At 60.2% G+C, this 16,473-nt stretch carries 11 protein-coding genes; 1 reads left to right on the forward strand and 10 read right to left on the reverse strand.

From position 1 onward, the window contains the following. Positions 1 to 14: 14 nt before the first annotated feature. The 5 genes from AGR13A_RS15980 to bcsN all read right to left on the reverse strand — a co-directional run bounded on the left by AGR13A_RS15980 (position 15) and on the right by bcsN (position 9,060). Positions 15 to 2,366 (reverse strand): cellulose synthase, encoded by a 2,352-nt coding sequence (locus AGR13A_RS15980; protein WP_167377566.1) that lies wholly within the window; start codon positions 2,364 to 2,366, stop codon positions 15 to 17. Beyond that, on the reverse strand, positions 2,357 to 3,412 hold the full coding sequence (locus tag AGR13A_RS15985) for a glycosyl hydrolase family 8 (protein WP_080837445.1): 1,056 nt from the start codon (positions 3,410 to 3,412) through the stop codon (positions 2,357 to 2,359). The genes AGR13A_RS15980 and AGR13A_RS15985 overlap by 10 nt, the downstream gene beginning before the upstream one ends. Then, complete coding sequence (locus AGR13A_RS15990; protein ID WP_080837447.1) at positions 3,409 to 5,892, reverse strand: cellulose biosynthesis cyclic di-GMP-binding regulatory protein BcsB; 2,484 nt, start codon at positions 5,890 to 5,892, stop codon at positions 3,409 to 3,411. Before AGR13A_RS15990 ends, AGR13A_RS15985 begins: the two co-directional genes overlap by 4 nt. After that, complete coding sequence (bcsA, locus tag AGR13A_RS15995; protein WP_080837450.1) at positions 5,889 to 8,078, reverse strand: UDP-forming cellulose synthase catalytic subunit; 2,190 nt, start codon at positions 8,076 to 8,078, stop codon at positions 5,889 to 5,891. Before bcsA ends, AGR13A_RS15990 begins: the two co-directional genes overlap by 4 nt. An 82-nt stretch (positions 8,079 to 8,160) precedes the next feature. After that, positions 8,161 to 9,060 (reverse strand): cellulose biosynthesis protein BcsN, encoded by a 900-nt coding sequence (gene bcsN, locus AGR13A_RS16000; protein WP_080840232.1) that lies wholly within the window; start codon positions 9,058 to 9,060, stop codon positions 8,161 to 8,163. 433 nt (positions 9,061 to 9,493) lie between these two features. On the opposite strand from bcsN, the gene AGR13A_RS16005 reads away from it, so the two are divergent. Continuing rightward, positions 9,494 to 10,678 (forward strand): AGE family epimerase/isomerase, encoded by a 1,185-nt coding sequence (locus tag AGR13A_RS16005; RefSeq protein WP_035220904.1) that lies wholly within the window; start codon positions 9,494 to 9,496, stop codon positions 10,676 to 10,678. 52 nt (positions 10,679 to 10,730) lie between these two features. Here the strand turns inward: AGR13A_RS16005 and AGR13A_RS16010 are convergent, their stop codons facing one another. Genes AGR13A_RS16010 through AGR13A_RS16030 form a run of 5 tightly spaced genes read right to left on the reverse strand, consistent with a single transcriptional unit; the run spans position 10,731 to position 16,157 of the window. Continuing rightward, entirely contained in the window at positions 10,731 to 11,693 is a 963-nt protein-coding gene (locus AGR13A_RS16010; RefSeq protein ID WP_080837455.1) for a glycoside hydrolase family 26 protein, read from the reverse strand. A 12-nt stretch (positions 11,694 to 11,705) separates the two neighbouring features. Continuing rightward, positions 11,706 to 12,209: a DUF995 domain-containing protein gene (locus tag AGR13A_RS16015; RefSeq protein WP_080837458.1), complete on the reverse strand. Its 504-nt coding sequence runs from the start codon at positions 12,207 to 12,209 to the stop codon at positions 11,706 to 11,708. A 15-nt stretch (positions 12,210 to 12,224) separates the two neighbouring features. After that, complete coding sequence (locus tag AGR13A_RS16020; protein WP_080837461.1) at positions 12,225 to 14,153, reverse strand: glycosyltransferase family 2 protein; 1,929 nt, start codon at positions 14,151 to 14,153, stop codon at positions 12,225 to 12,227. Then, positions 14,150 to 15,133, reverse strand: coding sequence for a UDP-glucose 4-epimerase GalE (gene galE / locus AGR13A_RS16025; RefSeq protein WP_080837465.1), 984 nt, complete (start codon positions 15,131 to 15,133; stop codon positions 14,150 to 14,152). Before galE ends, AGR13A_RS16020 begins: the two co-directional genes overlap by 4 nt. 1 nt (position 15,134) lies before the next feature. Further along, a complete protein-coding gene (locus AGR13A_RS16030) occupies positions 15,135 to 16,157 on the reverse strand; it encodes a UDP-glucuronic acid decarboxylase family protein (RefSeq protein ID WP_035220920.1) in 1,023 nt (340 codons plus the stop codon). Positions 16,158 to 16,473: the final 316 nt, after the last annotated feature.

Below are 16,473 nucleotides of genomic sequence, written 5' to 3' on the forward strand. Positions count from 1 at the left end.
TTTGGCCGCCGCCGTCAGCCGCCGCCCTGCGGCCCATTGCTGGGTCTGGCGGCGCGGACCGCAGCCAGTCCCCTGATGCCTTCCTTATCGCCGATGGACGTCAGGCTTTCGAAAATCTGCGCAGCGTCGGCATAGCGGCGCATGGCAAGGTAGGAATATCCGCGTAGCACCATCAAATCGGTCCGTTCATCGGCAAGCCGCGCCCGTTGATCGAGCAGGAGAAGCGTTTCCGCATAACGTTTCGACTGGAAAGCTGAAACCGCCCTGTCGGCCAGGATCGAGACCTGCAATTCCGTCGCCCGTGGGCGCTCCATCTGGGATTTCGTTGCCGAAACGGCAGCATGGTCAGTCAGTCCCATGCGCAGATAAGCAAGGCTCTGACCATAGGCCGCATCGCTTTTCACCGTGGACTGACCGCTGGCAATGGCGGATTCGAAGGCCTTCAGGGCCTCTGCCGGCCGGTTCGTTTCCATCAGGCACCAGCCGAGATCAAGCGCCTGCTGCGCCGGCAGACGCTGCGGATCGGGATAAACAGCGCAGGAGCGTGGGCGCGAGGCGGCACTGCTTGTCCTTTGCGTCTGCGACGGCAGCCGCGCCTGCTTGCGCGAAGGCTCCGGGGCTGGCTGCTGGACTACAGGCGGCTGGCTGTAAGCCACCACCGTCTCTGCTGCCTGAGGCGTATAGGGCGCGGACGTTGTTGCCTGAGACGCGGCGGCAGGCGGCGCGGCAACTGGTGCGATCGGCTGCGTGGACTGGTCCACCATGCGTGCTGTTCCGACATCGGCAATGCGTTGTGACCGGCTTGCCCATTGCTGCTGGATGCCGCGCAGCCCGGCGAGATTGCGCAGATCGTGATAGCTGACCGCCATGCCATAGGCCGAAGGCTCATCATCCGCTTTCCAGCCAAGCGCCGTGCCGAACCATTGCAAAGCTAGCTGCGTTTGCCGGAAGGCGAGCGAATACCAGCCGAATTGCTGCGCGGTCGCGGCATCCTTGCGCGCCATCGTTTCCGCTGCGATGCGCTGCAACACATCCGCTGGCAACACAACCGGCGGCTCAAGCGCCAGAAGATTGGCGGTCGCGGCAAGATAGGTCGCAAGTGCATCATCGGATGCATTACGCCATTTATACATGACGTCTTCGGCCTCACGCGGCTCGTTACGGTCAATCAGCGCAAGCGCCAGCCCTTGTGAGGCCGAGGCGCTGTCTTCCTCTTCGCGTGCCTTGCGGAACCACTTTTCCGCCTCCGTCATGTTCTTCTGGCGGATATTGTACCAGCCGAGCAGCAGGGCATCGCTTGCAAGCTTGTCTGTCTCCGCAAGCCTTTCAAGCCGCATCAGGTAAGCGGAGGGAACGGAAATGCCCTCTTTCTCCCCCGCCTTTGCCACAAACTGGCGGGCGAGATCGTTCTTGACCGGCTCGAATTCCAGCTGACCGTCCACGCCGGGTTTTTCCTTGGCCAGCAATTCGTCCATCATCTGCGACGGCAGAAGCGCTGATGCCTTCTGCACCGTGGCGAGCCGGTCGCTTGGCGCCGTGCAATTGCTGAGAATGTAGAGATAGACGTCCCTCGCCCGTCCCATCCGGTCGGTATTGGCAAAGGCATCGGCAACTCGCCACAGCACATCCACCTCGCTGCAGGTCAGCAGGCCGGGATTGTTGGCGGCCGCATCCACAACCGTCGCATATTGCTTGAGATCGGAAGCGTTGACGAGGCGCTGGCGGGCTTCGGCAAGCGAAAGCATGCCCGTCAGATTGTCGGGCGGTTGCCAGCCGGGCTCCGTCTGCTGCCGGTCGGCAATCGCTTTCCGTACTTCGGCATAACGGCCGTCGGTATAAAGCTGCCACATGGCATCAAGCTGCGGATCGCCGTTCTCGGGAATGGCGAGCGGATCGGCAGGCGGCGTCCAGTTAGGATAAAGCGTGCGAAGGCGGGCAATTTCAGCCTGAAGGCGCTGGGTATCGCCCTTAGCCGCGAAATAGCGCAGCGCACTGAGATCGACATCGGGCATATCCGGTGCTGCCGGCTGGGTCGCTCGCGGTGCCGGCGCCTGCGCCGTTTGTGGCTGCGATGTCTGTCCGCGGGTCTCAGTCTGCACCATCGGCTGCGGGTCAGTCGCGGGCACCGTGACCGGTGGCGTCGCAGGCTGCGTTACCTGCGCCATTTCGCGGTTCTGGAGGAAAGCATTGATCTGCGCAGGATTGGCCGTCGCCGGCGATATGCGCGGCACCGCACGATTGTCACCGACCGCCGAAGTATGCACATCCGACACCCGCCCGAGAATGCTGTCACGCCAGTGGAAGGCGGCCAGCGCAATCAGAAGCAGGATGAGAGCCGAGGTCGACAGAGGCTTGTTCATCGGCATTCCCCGTTATTCCTTGCCAGAAACGACAATGCCAGAAGATGCAATGTAGAAGGATAATAAAGCGTTGGCTGGAAGCTCTTCAGTTCAGCGGGAACGCTCGCGCCGCCCGCCGCACAGGCCGCCAGCGCCGGAATGATGCGATAACCGGGATCTGACAGCACGTCCTTGACCGTGCCGTTCTTGAGATCGAAGGTCCCGGCTGCACCGCTTTCCAGTGTCATACCGTCTTTCAACCGGGCAAGCAGTTCCGGCGAGCCCATTTTTGCCCTCGAAAGATAAAGCGGTATCCGCACCGCATTATAGCCGAATTCTGCCGGAAAACCCGAGGCCGGCTGCGGTTTGGTCTTCACCGACACCCAGTCAGCCGGCAGTTTTTTATCGCTGAAGGCGAATGCGCCAATCTGCGCCGCCCCATCGTCGGCAAGAGCCTTCCAGAGCGGCGATGGCGCGACGAGATTAAGGACCGGAAAGGCCTCGAAGATCAGATAGGAAGGATTGACCACCGGCCCGTCATCCCGATCATTTTCACCAAAACCGCTGGCGGCCGGCAAAAGCAACGTCCTACCGCTGCGCTGCACGACGGTCTTCTTCAGGATGGCGGATGCAATGGCTGCCGAGGCCTCGGCATAGTCCTGCCGGTTCCATTGTCCGGCGGCCAGCGCCAGCGCATAAGCGATCAGAATGTCGCCATCCGTGGCGTTGTTGATATCAGTCACATGCGGTCTGGTACGGGGATCCCATTTCCACGCCGAAAGCCCGTCATCGCGCACGAGCAGTTCCGTGCGCGTGAAACTCCAGATTAGTTCGAAATCGGCAAGATTATCGGAAAGCACAGCAAGCCACATGCCATAGCCCTGCCCTTCGCTGTGGCTAATATTACCGTTGCCTGTGTCGATGATACGCCCGCCGGGATCAAGGAACACGCCTTTATAGGCCGCCCATGCCTCCGGCGAGACCGATGCGGCGCGGCTGGCGGAGACGTTTGCGGTGAGCGCCATCAGCGAAAGACAAAAAATGCCGACAAATCTTAAAACCCCTGATGTCATCGATGTCGCCCCATCAAACGCAGCATCACGAAGGTGGCGAGGCCCAGAAGCGACACGAAACCGATAAACGCCAGCGAATAGGAAAGCACATTGGAGGACAGCCAGTTTGCGGCAATCAGCCTCCAGTTCGAGAGAGAGAAATCCCGTGTCGTATAAAAATACGGCCTCTCAACCTCCACCGTCTCGATCTTTTCGGCCGTGGCATCGTAAGCGGCGACCCGTCCGGTAACGTCTCGCCAATGGTTTTCCCGCACCATCGCCGTCATGCCGTCCCGAAGCTCCGCCGACGTTGGCGCCGTGGCAAGTGTCCAGACCCCTTCACCGGAAGGGCTGAGGCCCTGTGCCATCATGAAGGAGACATTTCCGGGCGGTGCATAAGGCTGCTCTGGTGCAGGCAGGAAGCGCAGCGTATCCGAACTCAAGTCGAAATTCCGCTTCATCCACTCCTCCAGGGAGGAGACCTGCCCCTCCCAGACGCCGCCATCCACCCGCTCTCGCCAGTCGTTGAAGAGGGTATCGCTATTTTGGGCGGGCGGCTGAACGCCGGTCCCGATCTTCCAGGATATCTGGCTGGAAGGAACGAGATTGAACTGGCTGATCAGCGCCTGCGGAATTTGAGAAATCGTTCCGACGAACAGGGCGTCGCGATCGCCGATCACCAGCGGCGAGGCGACGGTTTCGACATTGATCGGATGCCCGGACACACTTGCAAGCCGGCTGATGAGCGTCGCGGCCGCCGACATCGTATCGGTATCGAAACGATCGAGCGACAGGGCGACAGAGCCTCCGGCCGCCCTGTAGGGCTGCCCGGCACCCGCCATCGCCGCCAGATCCGGCTTGCGGCCGATCCGCGCAAAATCCGGCACCTGGATTTCCGAGGTATCGAACAGCGCAAAGCGCGGGGTCGCGCTGGCCGGTGCGCCGGGCGCACAGGCCTGATCCTGCGCCGTCATCAAAACGGCCTCGATGGTCACCTTGTTCGGACCCGGCTTGAAATGCCGCATCGTCACCTTGATGGGCAAATGCCGGAAAATACCGCCGCCATTGTTGGAAATCGGCACCGTCGAGGCGATCTCGTCATTGACGTAGATGTCGATATGGCTGCCGGGCAGTACCTGCGACGAATAAGCGGCATCGAGCAGCAGGGACGCCTCGCCATAGGCAGAGGCATAAAAATCGGCAGGCATGCCGATGTAGAACTCGTTGCGGAAACGTCGTCCGCCGAATTCAGCGCTCTCTATACCCAGCTCGGAAAGAGCGATGCGGCGGTCCGACATGATGAGCGGTACATCCGGCGCGTGCCAGCTGCGGGTCGAAAAGGTCGTTCTCTGCGCACCGGGCGTGCGCGATATCGAGGAGAAAAGCGTTTCTATCGCCGCCTGCACCGCCTGCGTGGTCGGGCCGCTGACGAAGAGCGGAGAGAGGCCGCCCGGCGCGGCACTGCCGAAACCGGCAAAGGCGCCCGCCGATGCCTCGGGCGGCAGCGCGCTGGAAAGGCCCTGAATTTCACGCGCGGTGCCGACGAGGACCACCAGCGTTCCAGCCCTTGGTTCGGTGGACGGCGCAGAAACGAAACGGATCGTCTGGTTCGGCATCTGGGTTCTGAGCGCCAGAGCCTGCGAGAGCCGCAGGAGCGAATCCGCAAATGCCGGATTGCCGAGCCCCGGCGCGACGATCTCGATCGACGTTGCCGCCTTGCCATCCGGCCCGGTTGCCTGAATATCGTCTATATTGGCGAAGTTGCCGGCAACATTGGCATTGAAGGCAATATAGGTGCTCGCCGGATCGACATCGGTCCACAGATCGTAGGTGGACTGGATTGTGCAATCGGTCCGGTGACGCTGCTGCACGCCAAGCGTCACGACATTCGCCCCAACCTGCAAGACGCCGGGCGGAATTTTGAGCGAAACATTGCCTTCGCTGTCGGGCGCTTCAATGCGCGCGGCATCGAGCGGAACATTGTTCAGGCTGACCTGAAAATTCGAGCTTTCAGGTGCGACCACGATGGCGTTCTGATAACCGATATTCAGGGCAACGGCGGCATTCACCTGCTCTGGAGTGAGGTAGATACTCCATTGCCGCCTGTCTATCTCACCGGAAAGGCTGAGCTTTTCGTAGGGCAATATATAACGGCGGCGGCTGTCGGCGGCCAATGACGGCGCCTGGGCCGGTGCAGGCCTTGCACTTTCCTGACGCGCCGGGACGGTGACGGGAGGCAAAGGCGCCGGCGGAACGGCAGCCGGGCGCTGTGGCGGTTGCGCTTGCGACGGCTGAGCCTGCGGCGGCGGCGGGATCTGGGCCGGAGCTTGCTGGCGAGGTGCTGTCGGAGGTATGGCGGGCGGCGGCACGGGTGCCGGCGTGGTCTGGGACGGCCTTTCGGGCGACATGTCGAAAGGTGAGGACTGCGCCACAGCACCGGCTGCAGCGGTTCCCCACATCAGCACTGCCAGTGAACTCCTGATCGTTTTGCTGCCGGTCATTTCACGGCTCCGGCAGGTTTGACGGTTTTGGAGGCCGGCCGGAGCGCCTTGGCGAGATAAAAAAGGCCGCGCTGCGTCTGGAAGAGTGAAATCGCCAGGAAGATCGCCGTGCCGCGAATGAGGCCGGGGTTCTTGCGGCGCACGCGCTGGAACTCGCTCCACTGTTCGGAATTGGCAAAGATGAGGTCGGCGATCAGGCGATGATCGACGGCGCGCTGCGGTGAGAACGTGCAGCCGATTGAAACGAACCCTTCGCCGCGAACCGTCCGGACGACATTGATGGGCATGGTTTCCGGAACACCCTCGCTATGGGGTTTGACCTTCACGATCGCCGTCGTGTTCTTTTCGATTGCGGTCGAATTGTCGAACAGATTGATCAGCAGGCCATGCACCGAGACGTTCTCGATGGAGGCCGGCACCCATGCCTCGCTACCCTCAAGCTTGACCTCGCAGCGGCGCTTGACGGTGATGCGGCGCGACGCCGATTTGTCGCCGCGCTCCGAGACGACGCCGAGCGCGCAGCCCGCAAAGATGAGGTTGAGCAGGTTCCAGCCGCCGACGACAAGCGTGACATCCGCCTTGTAGGGCTCGCTGTAGATGCGCCAGGCGGCAAAGGCCATGGCCACGACCAGAAGCGCAAAAATGACGAAGAACGGGCGGCTGATTTCCGAAAGCCGCGCCTCGGCGATGGATTCGTCCTTTGCCGTCACCTTGAAGGTCGGCTTGCCCGGATTAAAGATCACCGAAACGACGGCGGGCAGCAGGTGAACCGTCTGCACATATTCGTAGAGTTCCGAAATCCATGGCCAGCGGAAGCTGCCATAGAGATAGTTCTGCATCATCAGGTTCACGAGCATATAGGCTGCGGTATAGGCAAGAAACTCGCCACCCGAGGCAACGAAAATCTGAAGATCGAAGAACAGGTAGAACAACGGCGCGAACAGAAAGATCGTGCGCGGAAACGGGAACAACCAGAACAGCGTCGATGACATGTAGCAAAGACGTTGTGTGAAGGAGAGGCCGCGCCGGAAGAGCGGCTGGCGGAAAATCAGGATCTGCATCATGCCCTGCGCCCAACGGCTGCGCTGGCCGATGAAGCTTGCAAAAGTGGCCGGTTGCAGCCCGGCGATCAGCGGCTTGTCGACATAGATGCTGTTCCAGCCGCGCGAATGCAGTGCCAGCGCCGTCTCGCAATCCTCGGTGATGCTGACACCGCTGAAGCCTTCGGTATCCTGCAGCGCCTCACGCCGCAGCACGGCGGCGGAACCGCAGAAGAATGCGCCGTTCCACTTGTCGAGGCCGCGCTGGATGATGCCGTAGAACATCTCGTTCTCACTCGGCATCGTCTCGAAGGTGCGCAGATTGCGCTCGATGGGATCGGGATTGACGAAGAAATGCGGTGTCTGGACGAGAAAGAGCCGAGGGTCCTCTTCGAAATAACCCACCGTTTCCAGCAGGAAATCACGGGCAGGCGCATGGTCGGCATCGAACACCGTCACCAGTTCACCGGTCGAGTGGGCGAGCCCGTTATTGAGGTTTCCGGCCTTGGCGTGGACGTTGCGCTCGCGCGTCAGATAACGAACGTCGAGATCCTCGCAGAGCTTCTTCAGCTCCTCGTGGCGGCGCTGCGCGGCCTGCGCCTCGACAATATTGCTGGCATTGCGCTTCTGCACCGAACCGCCATCGTCCAGCAGCCATACGGTGAACCTGTCGGCCGGATAATCCATGTTCTTGGCCGCCGCCAGCGTATTGGCCAGAAGCTCCGCATCCTCGTTGTAACTTGGAACGAAAACATCGACCGTCGGCCGGTAATCGGGCGAGCCGGGTCGGGTCTTGCGAGAAGGCAGCGGCATCGAGACGATGACGAGGCTGAGCCCCAGCATCACCACGCTGTACATTTCCGCGAGATAAAGCAGAAAGCCCGGAATGAAGTTCTCGAGCTGGTTGACGGGCGGCAGGGTGCTGGTGGTGCGCCAGTAGACATAGCGCAGCACGATGGCCGTGCCGAAACCGAGCGCCACAAGACGCCAGGCCCCCTGCCCGTTGAAACTCTTGATCGTTGCAAGAAGAACAAGCGAGATCGCCGTGGCGACCAGATGCGTCTGCAGGCTGATCGGCATCGTGATGATGGCCAGAACGCAAAGCGACACAAGCAACCAGACAATGATCGTGATGGCCTTGTTCATCCCGAAATTTTCCGTTCTTTTCCCCACCCGGAATTCTTACCCGGATTTTTTGCAACGACCTCTTCTACCCTTGTTCCAGCGCCTATCTGCATCCCTGTGCCGCTCCCGAACCGGACAGACATGCTGGCGAGGGAATGGACACCTGCGGAACCTGCGAAGGCTGCCGGCTCTCCGCCTGCACGCCTTCCGCGCGGCTGCCAGCCACGGCAGGCCTTGCGGGCTGGGCGGGGAAGCCGGCCGATATTGGCGACGGAATGCTGACTTCCGCTACCGGCGGCAGCGGCTGCGGCTCGGGCCGAACAGGCGTGATGGCTGCGGCGGCACGGCGCGCAGGCGGCCTCGGCACACTCGCAGTCACTTCGCCCCCCGGCCGCATCGGCACGTCATCCGCCTTGACAGGATAGACCGGATGGCCCGGCCGGCCGAGGTTCTGGTCCACCGCCTGCGGCGTGCCGTAAGGGTTCCAGCTTTGCGACGCATAGGTGCCGGTAATCGTGTAATTATACATGACGGCCAGAAGCCGTTCGACACTCGCATCCGACTGGCAGAGCCGCAGTCGCACCTTGATACGGCCAAGGTTGCGGAAATCCTGCCGCATGCTTTCCGGCGAGCGTATGTCCTGCCAGCCATAAAGGCAGGTGTCGCCGCCCCTGCCGCTACCGGCCGCATAGGAAAAGGCGCCGTAGCCGTTCTGGAGGTAATTGGCCGACATGGCGATGTTTTCGCCCGGAAACTCCGCGCGGATTTCACGCGCAACAGAGGCGGCCCTGAAACCGGTGAACGTCAGAGCGTCACGATCGGTATCACCCGCCTGCTGCGGACCGAAAAATTCCGCCTTGATATAGTTCTGCCCGGGCGTTGCCGCCTCAGAACGCAATATGACCTGCTGCGCCACGGCGTTCGAATAGGTACGGTTGATGACAGTGACGATTTCCGGACCGCCTGGCGGCGGGAAAACAAGCGCCTCGGACGGAGACAACATCTGCGCACCCCCGAACGACCGAACGCCCGAAGGAGTATTGCAGCCCGCAAGAACCGCAACGGAGAACAGCAATGAAGTATAGGCAGAAAATCTCACTGCCCTGCGCCCCTTTGTTTCCCCAACGCCGCCCAGGTTAAAAGGAGACCGAATCACTAATGACCAGACCATTGTTACGAAATACGTGAGGACTACGAATAAGCAATCTCAAATTTCCGTTGTAATTTCTGAGACTTTATGACTTTCGAATCACTGCGGATCCGATGTTGGCCATGCCCGACGGCGGAACCAATTGCCGCGGTATGGGTTGCCTCAACGTCAGGTCGATAATTTTTACGGTTGCAGTGCAATATGTCCCATGGTCTACTTGCCCTCATAATTACGTATTTTTATTGGTCTAATTTTTCATTCAACTGTAAAAACAGAGAGTTGACGCATGACTGTGCAATTTCCGAGCATCGCGCAGGCGCTTGCCGAAGAGATCGGAACATTACGGAAATGGCTGGATAAGGACGCCCTGCCCTTATGGTGGGAGGCGGGTTCCGCCCGACCCGACGGCGGTTTTTACGAGCGCCTCGGCCAGGATGCGAAACCGGTTTTTTCCGATGATCGCCGCGCCCGCGTCCAGCCGCGGCAGGCCTATTGTTTCGCCGCCGCCGGCCAGCACGGCTGGCAGGGACCCTGGAAGGACGCGCTCTCGCATGGTCTCTCCTGGTTCGAAAAGGTCTATCGCCTCGATAACGGCCTTTATGGCAACCTCGCCGACCAGACCGGGAAGCTGATCGATCCATCCTTCGATCTCTACAATCAGGCTTTTGCGCTTTTCGCCGCTGCCCAGACGGCCGCAGCCCTTCCCGACCGCAAGGACGAGATGCGCGGCCGGGCGCTCGACATTCTCGCCATCCTCAAGCGCGACTACAAACATCCCGTCGCCGGCTTCGAGGAGGCAAATCCGCCGCGCACGCCGCTCTGCTCCAATCCGCACATGCATCTGTTCGAGGCGATGCTCGCCTGGGAAGCGCAGGACCCGCAGGGTCCGTGGTCAGCGCTGGCCGATGAGATCGCCGATCTTGCGCTGACCCGCTTCATCGATGGCGGCAATGGCGGATTGCGGGAATTCTTCGGCCATGACTGGACGCCCTATGAGGGCGACAAGGGCCGAATCATGGAACCGGGCCACCAGTTTGAATGGGCGTGGCTTCTGGTGCGCTGGGGCAGCCTGCGCAATAATGAAGAGGCGATAGACAAGGCCAAGCGCCTTTTCGAGATCGGTGAAGACCATGGCATCTGCCCGCGCCGCAAGGTGGCGATCATGAGCCTCTATGATGATTTTTCGGTGCATGACGGGCTGGCGCGCCTGTGGCCGCAGACAGAATGGCTGAAGGCGGCGGTGCGCCTTGCCAGCGTCACATCAGGCGAGGAACGGCAGCGTTACCTCGCTTCGGGCCTCAGGGCCATCGGCGCGGTGCAACCCTTCCTCGACACGCCGGTCAGGGGATTATGGTTCGACAAATGGCCGGCCGACAGGCCAATGCTCGACGAGCCGGCGCCGGCCAGTACATTCTATCATATCGTCTGCGCCATCTATGAGGCGGAGGCGGTGCTGGCAATCAGCGGATAATGTCCGGGCGGGCCGAGCGGGCCGGGCGTCCGCTCGGCCCGCTCGGCCTCGGTTAAGCCTTTGCAGGGCGCACCACGCGCCAGTCGGGCTTGCCGAGATTGTGTGGCCAGTTGTGCACGTCCTTGTCGTTGAAATAGACGACCTCTTCCAGCCTGGGAAAATCCGCCTGCTTCAGCGTCACGTCGTTCATCCACGGGCGAACATAGGAATCGCCGCCTTCATAACCGAGTTCGGCGACCCAGATCGGCTTGTTGAAGGTTTCGACAAGCCCATAGCCTTTACGCAGCAGATCCGAGAACTTCTGCGGCCCGCCATATTCGATCTTGTCGTACTCCTCGAGACCGAAGACCGAAAGGCCGACCAGGTCGGCATAGCTGTCGCCGGGATAATAGGCCTTGAGACCATCGAGCCCCTTCGGAGACCACATGACCTTGACGCCGGGGACCGCCTTGCGGGTCATATCCACCATGCGCTTATAGGCTGTGATGTAGTCCTGCGGATTCCACCCCGACCATGAGAAGCGGCCGGACGTGTCTTCCATTTCCTGCCCCCAGCGCAGGATGAGCGGGCTTTTCATGGCCGACATGCGTGCTGCAATCGCCTGCATGTTCTTGTCGTAGTCACCTCCCAGCACCTTGCGGCGCAACTCGTCGGAGGTGAGACGCCAGTTGACGTCCCAGGACCAGGGCTCGACCGTGATCATGACATTGCGCTTGCGTTCCAGGGCATAGGCGTCCGCGAGCGCAAGACTGTCGAGATCCACGTCTTCCCAGGGCAGAAACAGATGTTCCGTCGCCACCCCGGTCTGACCGGTGAAATCACCGTGCGGATCGTAAGCGCCGAAGCGGATGCCGTCCGCATGCAATGTCGGGCGTTTATCGGCAAGTGTCTTCATGCCCGTGGAACCCATGGGCGCTACCCCTTGGGCGTCCAGCTTGAATATGGGATACATGCTGGCTGAAGCAGCAACAGCGGCCCCACTTGCGAAAAGCAGTCTTCTTCTTGTTATTTGCATGACACTTTCCTCCTACCTCGTCGCGGTCATCGCCTTGTCATAAGCGGCGATCTGCGGGGTGACATCGTCCTTGCGGACAAGTTTCAGGAATTCATCTCCGGGTCGCGGCGGGTTATGCCGGAACACGTACCAGGGGCCGCCCTGCTTGCGCTGGTAAAGCACCTTGCCGATGCGGCCATGGTCGAAGCAGGTATCGGCCTTGCCGCTTCCCGCAGTACTCTTCCATGTGGCGCGCATGCACAGCGTACCATTGGCATCCACGGTCCAGCGGCCATCGCCGACCGACTTCACGCCCTTTTCTTCCGTGGCGGCAACGAACTTGCGGCCATCGGCAATGAAGCGTCCGCCGCCCGTTTCCCATTTCCAGGTCTTGTCGAAGTACATGTCCACGACTTCGCTGGTTCTGAGCGGTTTCGGCGTCTTCGTGCCGCCTGCGGCGTGGACGGCACTGGGCGCGATCACCGCAAGGCAGAGTACGAAAGCGGAGAATCCGCATTTGCTTATTGTTGTTCTCATCACAGCCTCCTCCTTCTATTGTCCGACCCTATTGTCGGCCAGCATGATTTCTCCGGTTGCCATCACCGGCGGCGGCACCATGGGCTCCGCCTGGATGTTTCGATCTCCGGGCATTCCCGGCAGCACGATGCGCAGTTTCAGGCGCACCGATCTCGCTCCCTCCACGCCCGCACCGGCCACGGTGAACCGCGTTTCGGTGAAGCTGACATAGGGTTGTCCGTGCGACAGCGCCTCCAGCCCGCCAATTGCATGGGAGCTGAGTTCCGCGGCACTACCGGCCACGAGCAGCGCCGAACAGGCGGCGGCAGTCGCCGCACCACGCAATGCCGGCAGCTTTGGCAAACCGTTTTCCATCGCGTGGCGGATAAGCAGAAACACCGAGAGGCCCGCATAAATTGCCACATTGATCGCGGCGAAAACGAAGAAGCCTTCCGCTCCGCTTTCGCGCGGCGCGAGCACCATCGCCAGAAGGCTTATCGCGGCCAAAACCATGTAAGGCGCGATTACCCGGAGTGGCAGCGGCGGTGTTGCCTGCGTGCCCTTCGGCGTAATGCGGAAGTCGACAAAGTCTCCACGGATCGTATCGCGTATCGCCGCAAGCACCCCCATCAGCGACCAGGGCCAGCGCAGGAACAGAAACACCATGGCTTCCCAGCTGAACAGCTTGGCATTATGCGGGCGAAATGCCCCCGTGGCCCGCCAGAAAAAGGCAAAGACGATCATGATCAGCGAAATCGGCAGGAAATGCGCCAGAAACGCCGGATAGGAAGCGTTGACCAGCACATGCCCGCGCATCAGGGCGACGGCGGGAAGCACGAACATCAGCGCCATGAAGCCCGAAAACAGCGGATACCAGAGCTGCGAAAACAGGAACTGGAACTTCAGCCGCAGGGGCAGCTTTGGAACATAGTGCCGCGAATATTGCAGCAGGATGGTCATCAGGCTGCGCGACCACTGGAACTCCTGCACGATGAGATCGGCAAAGGTCGACGGCCCGTCGCCATGCGCAATGGCGTTGACGGCATGAACGCCGCGCCAGCCACCGGCATTCATCAGAAGCGTAGTGGAATGGTCCTCGGCAAGCTCGGGTCCAAGCCCGCCCACTTCACGCAATGCTTTCGTGCGCACGGCGTAGTGCGAACCGATGCAAAGCGGTGCCCAGCTATTGTTATATCCCAGCTGCAGCGCACCATGCAGGCTCGCCTCGGCATAAAGCCTGCCACGGGCTGCCCAGCTCTCACCGGCATTGGCATCGCAAATACTCGGCGCCGAGACATATCCCACCACGGGATCGGCAAAGGGACGGATGATCTCGCTGAGATATTCCGGCTCCGGCACGTGGTCGGCGTCGAACTGGGCGACGAAATCATACCGCTCATAACCGTAATGATCGTAGAAATAAGCGAGATTGCCTTCCTTGCAACGCGTGCGGCGCGGCCAGGTCTTGCGATGATAATCGGCCACACCTTTTCGCGTGGAAACGAAAACACCATGCGCACCGCACCATGTCAGCGTCTGCGCATCCGGGTCTTCATCCGCAAGCCAGACGTCGAATTCCAGCCCCTTCTGCTCCAGCATCGCCAGCAGCGTTTTGCGCACAACGGCGAAGGGTTCCGACGGCGCCTTGGTGACGACCATTGCCACCCGCCCCTTCGGCAAAGCAGAGCGTCGATCGACAACTCTGGCGTTCAGGAAGATGAAAATGAAGTAGGACGGCAAAAGGGTGATCCACGCGAGCGTCATCGTGACGACGGTGTAATAGGGCCAGTCGATGACCCGGTCCCGGTCCAGCCACCAGATCCAGAAATAGGCAAGTGTCACCAGCCAGCCGCCAATACCCAGAAGGTAGGCCATGCGGTTCCAGCCGGTAAAGACCGGCAGCATCCGCAATTCGCCTGTAGCAACGCGCGATGATGCGACAGATGGGATGGAGCGCGTCTTCATGACAGCACCTCCAGCCCGAAGCCGGGGCCGGCCGTGCGGATGATGGTGTCGATATCCGAGCGTTTCGGAATAAAGCCAAGTGTTTCTTCCGCCCGTCTTATATCCGCAAACAGGGCTGGCGGATCACCGGCGCGCCTTGCGCCGAAATGCACCGGCACCTCCTGCCCCGTCACACGGTGGATCGCCCGGATGATATCGCCAACCGATGTACCGTGGCCGGAGCCAAGATTGACACGCAGCGTCTCGCCGCCATCGGCCAGATAGTTAACGGCAGCGACATGGGCATCGGCCAGATCGCTGACATGGATGTAATCGCGAATGCAGGTGCCGTCGCTGGTGTCGTAATCCGCGCCGAAGACATCGAGTTGCGGCAGTCGCGAGGCGGCCGCCATCAGGGCCCGCGGGATCAGATGGGTTTCCGGCTCATGGCGTTCACAGAGCTCGCCATCCGGGTCAGCGCCCGCAGCGTTGAAATAGCGCAATGCGACGAAACGCATTCCGTAGGCTGCGGCATAGTCATCAAGCGCCATTTCAAAAATCAGCTTCGTGCGACCGTAAGGATTGACGGGCACCTGTGCCGTTTCTTCGCGGATCGGCAATTGCAGCGGCACACCATAGGTGGCGCAGCTGGAGGAAAATACCAGCCCGTCAATATTCTGCTCGAGGCAGGCATCCAGAAGCGCCAGGCTGCCGCCGACATTGTTGCGATAATATTTGCGCGGATCTTCGACGGATTCGCCGACATAGGCATTGGCAGCGCAATGAATGACGAAGGATGGCGCGAACTCCTTGAGCGTGGCCTTCAGCAGACCACGGTCGAGAATGTCGCCCTCGATAAAGGGACCCCAGCGAACCGAATCCGCGTGACCCGTCGAGAGATTGTCGTATGCGATGGGCTTGAAGCCGGATTGAGCCAGCGCCTTACAGATGTGGCTGCCTATGAACCCGGCCCCGCCCGTGACGAGGATTGTGCGGGGCATCTCATACGGCCTCCGCCACATATCTGCCGGACAGCAGCGCGTCGAAATAGACGATGGTTTTTTCCAGTCCTATTTCGAGCGGTACACGTGGTTGCCATCTGAGTTGTTCCTTGGCCCGCGAAATATCGGGGCGCCGCTGCTGCGGATCGTCGATCGCTGCAGGCAGATGGACGATCCGCGAGCTGGAATTCGTCATGCGGATGACGATATCAGCCAGTTGCCGCACCGGAATTTCCGTCGGGTTGCCGAGATTGATCGGCCCGATGCAGTCCTTCGGCTTTGCCGAGAAACGCAGGAAACCGTCGATGAGATCGTCGACATAGCAGAAGGAACGCGTCTGGCTGCCATCGCCATAAATGGTGATGTCGGTGCCTTTCAGTGCCTGTACGATGAAGTTGGAAACCACACGTCCATCATCCGGGCGCATGCGCGGCCCATAGGTGTTGAAGATGCGTCCGACCTTGATATCGACGCCATAAAAGCGGTGATAATCGAAAAACAGCGTTTCAGCGCTGCGTTTTCCCTCATCGTAACAAGCTCGCGGCCCGATTGTATTTACATTGCCGAAATAGCTTTCCGGCTGCGGATTGACGAGCGGATCGCCATAGACTTCCGATGTCGAGGACTGCACTACGGTTGCACCGCATCTGCGGGCGACCTCCAGCACGTTGACCGCACCAAGCACATTGGTGAGCAGGGTGCCGACGGGATCGCGCTGATAATCCGGCGGCGAGGCCGGCGAGGCGAAGTTGAAGATCAGCGAAACGTCGATATCGTAGGGTTTGCGCACGTCGTGCTCGACCAGCAAAAACCGCTTATTGTCCCGTAAATGCTCGACATTCGCCGTCCGTCCGGTGGAAAGATCGTCGAGACAGATCACCTCGTGGCCGCAGGCCAGCAGGCGTTCGCAAAGGTGGGAACCAAGGAAACCAGCGCCGCCATTGACAAGAACGCGCTGGCCTGGCCGCCACTCGGAATAGATTGTGACGCCGTTATCATGCTCGTTGGGAACGAAATTACGCATTACACACTCCTCCCCATGAGGAATCAGCCCGGCTGATTCGACTTGAACTGGATCAAACTCCCGATTGTGCGGTATCTTGAATATCACCCTCCGGTTTTTATTTCTTCTGGAGGTTTTAATATTTCGATTCGATAGATTTCAACTTTTATGATAGGCGCGGCGAAAAACAGGTCAACTTCATTTTATGGAAATATTACAATTGATTACCCGTTATTACTCAAATTAGCCCCTTGATTTAATACTTTTTAACTATGCCTACATTATGCCTTTCTTATTGAGCATTAGCGCAAGCTTCGCTCAACCAGTCGGGACTATC

The sequence above is a fragment of the Agrobacterium genomosp. 13 str. CFBP 6927 genome (genome assembly GCA_900012615.1).
Lineage (GTDB): Bacteria > Pseudomonadota > Alphaproteobacteria > Rhizobiales > Rhizobiaceae > Agrobacterium.